This window comes from Azospirillum sp. B4, from assembly GCF_000333275.1.
Taxonomy (GTDB): Bacteria; Pseudomonadota; Alphaproteobacteria; order Azospirillales; family Azospirillaceae; genus Nitrospirillum.
Genome location: NZ_BACU01000340.1, coordinates 1 through 3,161, shown reverse-complemented (window position 1 = coordinate 3,161; position 3,161 = coordinate 1). Strand labels below are relative to the sequence as shown.

The following is a 3,161-nucleotide window of genomic DNA, read 5'->3' as shown; positions in this document are numbered from 1 at the left end:
GATTTGACCACCCGCAAGCCATAGGCCAGGGTGCCCAGCANACCGGCTTGGGCGTCACCGTGCCGTCCTCCGCCACNGTCAGGACGATCTTGTGCGACTGGTCCGACGCCACCGCTTCGTCCGGCACCAGCAGGGCGTCGTATTCACCGGAGCCCAGCAGCCGCATGCGGCCGAAGGTGCCGGGGTGCAGGAAGTCGTCCGCGTTGGGGATGACGGCGCGGCCCCGGATGGTGCCGGAATTGGGGTCCAGCCGGTTGTCGACGAAGTCCATCTCCCCCTTGCGGGTCCAGCCGGTCTCATCCATCAGCCGAACGTAGACGGGGTTGGGGGTGTCGCGGGACGAGCCGCGCTTGCCCTCCAGCGCCAGGCGGTTGTAGCGCAGGTAGTCCGCCTCGCTGCCGTCGAAGACGAAATAGATGGGGTCCTGCGTCACGATGGTGGCCAGCAGGGTCGATTGCGCCGTGCCGCCGCTGACCAGGTTGCCGATGTCGATCTTGCGGTCGCCGATGCGGCCGGTGATGGGGGAGCGGATCTGGGTGAACTCCAGGTCCAGCGCCGCCGACCGGGCGGCGGCCGTGGCACCCTGGCGAAATCCGGTGTGGCGGATCGGGACGCCGGGGCTGGCGCTGCGGAACCAGGAGGTGAGCGCCATGGACGGGAGCGCCTTCCGCGAAGTCACCCTGGTCATAAGCGAGGATACCCGCGTCGTCGACCGCACCTACCCCGTCCTGTTGCGTCTGGGCGAACGCGGCTTCCTGGTCTACGGCCCCTTCCTGCAGGTTCGATCACCGGCCATGGAAACCGTGTTGGCGGGAGGCGGCGTCACAACCCTGCCGACGGGTCCCCGGGCGTTGGGCGGCTATGTCTTCGCCGGACCGGCGGACTACGTCACCCCCGTCGACGCCGACCGGCCGGAACTAGGCCGCTTAGTCGCCCGGCCAACCCTACCCGCCGATTGGCGGGCGGCGGTCACCCCCGGCCTCTCCCGCGCCCTGGCCTACTACCGGGCGCGCATGGCCCCAAGCGGCGCCGTTTCCCCCATCATCGTCTATCAGGACCGGCCGGCCCCCTACCTGCGAGGCAGCGTCACCGGCGGCGGCATGCTGTTGCTCCAGATCGGCGGTGTCTGGCGCGTGCCACGGCTGGAACTAAGGCCCGAACGCGACCGCCTGCTGGCGCATGAGGTCTTCCACCTGTTCCTGCGCCGGCATGACGTTGCGGACTTTCCCGACTGGCTGAACGAGGGTGCCGCCGATTACGCCGCTGGCCTGGTCATGCGCCACGGCGTGCCGCCAGCGCTGGCGGAAGTGCAGCTTCAACTGGACCTGTGCGTCACCAGCCTGGGCGACCGGCCGCTGGACAGCCCGGCGACAGCGGCCCGCAACCGCATGCCTTATGCCTGCGGCTTCGTCGCCCACTGGCTGGTGGACAGGGCGCTGCGGCAGGGCCGCAAGGATGACGACGCCGCGCTATTCGCCCTTTGGGCCGATCTGGCGGCCCAGGACGGGCTTGACGCCCGCACGGCCCTGGGCAGGGCCGTGGCGCGGATGCCGGCCGCCGCGCGGGCCTTATCCTTGCTGCTGACCAGCGCCGGCACCGACCGCTGGGCGCTCTGGGCCGCCGCGGTTACGGAAACGGGGGTCAAGGCCAGCTACACCGCCGGCCCCGACCCCCGCGTGAGGCTATCGCCTTAGGCGGCGCGGATGCCTGTCAGGAAGCGGTCCACCGCCTCGCGCAGCCGGTCGGCGTCGCCCGTCAGGCCCTGCGCGGCGCCGTGCATGTCGGCCACGGTGCGCCCCGTCTCCCCCACCGCGGCGGAGACGTCGGCCACATTGCGGGAGACGTCGCGGGTGGCGTCGGCCGCCTGGCGGACGTTGCGGCTGATCTCCCCGGTCGCGGCGGCCTGTTCCTCCACCGCGGCGGCTATGGCGGTCGACACCTCGCTCATATTGCGGATGGAATGGCCGATGGTGCCGATGGCGCCCACCGCCTGGTTCGTCGCCTTCTGGATGGCGTTGATCTGGGCGCCGATCTCGTCGGTGGCTTTGGCCGTCTGGCCGGCCAGTTGCTTCACCTCATGCGCCACGACGGCGAAGCCCTTGCCGGCCTCACCCGCGCGTGCCGCCTCGATGGTGGCGTTCAGGGCCAACAGGTTGGTCTGACTGGCGATGTCGTTGATCATCTTGACCACGTCGCCGATACGCTGGGCCGCGTCCGCCAGGCTGGCGACGGTGCCGTTGGTCTGCTCCGCCTCTTCCACCGCCTGGGAGGCCATGCTGCTGGAATGGGCCACCTGCTGCCCGATCTCCCGGACGGAAGCCTCCATCTGCTCCGCCGCCGCGGAGACGGTCTGCACGTTGCCGGACGTCTGTTCCGCAGCCTCGGCCGCCGCCGCCACCTGGGATGAGGTGGCGTCCGCCATGCCACCCAGGGCGCCGGCGATGTGCGTCAGCTGCTGGGATGAGGCCTCGACCGATCGCAGGACCTCACGCACCTGGGCGTCGAATTCGCCCACCAGGGCATCCACCGCGCGAGCGCGGCGTTCCCGGCCCGCCTGCTCCACCCGCTGCGTATCTTCCAGCCGCTGGCGTTCCAGGGCGTTGGCGCGGAAGGTGCCCAGAGCGCCCGCCAGGTCGCCGATCTCATCCTGGTTGCCGGCATAGGGGATCTCGGCATCCAGTTCGCCACGGGCCACGCGCAGCATCACACCGGTCATGGTGGTCATGGGACGGGTCACCCGCCGGGCCACCATCACCATGCCGCCGGCGCCCAGCGCGATACACAGCAGGAGAAGCACGCCGAACAGGGCCAGGCGGGTGAGCGCGGCGCCCCCCTCCTGCCGCGCCAACTCCCGTGCGGCGTCCAGCGCCGCCATGGGCACGCCGGCCAGCGCCTCGAACGAGGCGTTGCTGCGCTCCATCCACGTGTCCAGCGAAACAGGTGACGGCGTGCCGGCCAGGACCGCCTTCTCGATCTGGTCGTGGAGACCCAGCACCTCCTTGAAATAGGCTGCTTCGGCGGTGGTCATGGCCTGGCGCACGCCATCCGGCACGTCGGCGCGCAGGGCCAGCGCCCTGGTCAGTCGCCAGCCCGCGTCCAACTGGCCGCGCAGGGTCGCGGACTGGATTTGCATTGCCGGGGTGTACGGCTGGCCTGCAGCG

Annotated in this window: 3 protein-coding genes; 1 reads left to right on the top strand and 2 read right to left on the bottom strand. The window is 70.8% G+C overall.

The features are described from left to right. A partial coding sequence (locus tag I55_RS15110; RefSeq protein ID WP_199902605.1) for an efflux RND transporter periplasmic adaptor subunit occupies positions 1–652 on the bottom strand: 652 nt, incomplete at its 3' end. On the opposite strand from I55_RS15110, the gene I55_RS15105 reads away from it, so the two are divergent. Continuing rightward, entirely contained in the window at positions 651–1,694 is a 1,044-nt protein-coding gene (locus tag I55_RS15105; protein ID WP_044561417.1) for a hypothetical protein, read from the top strand. The two genes, I55_RS15110 and I55_RS15105, sit on opposite strands and share 2 nt — an antisense overlap. On the opposite strand, the gene I55_RS15100 is transcribed toward I55_RS15105, so the two are convergent. After that, the coding region (locus tag I55_RS15100) for a methyl-accepting chemotaxis protein (RefSeq protein WP_211100312.1) at positions 1,691–3,161 on the bottom strand (1,471 nt) is incomplete at its 5' end. The two genes, I55_RS15105 and I55_RS15100, sit on opposite strands and share 4 nt — an antisense overlap.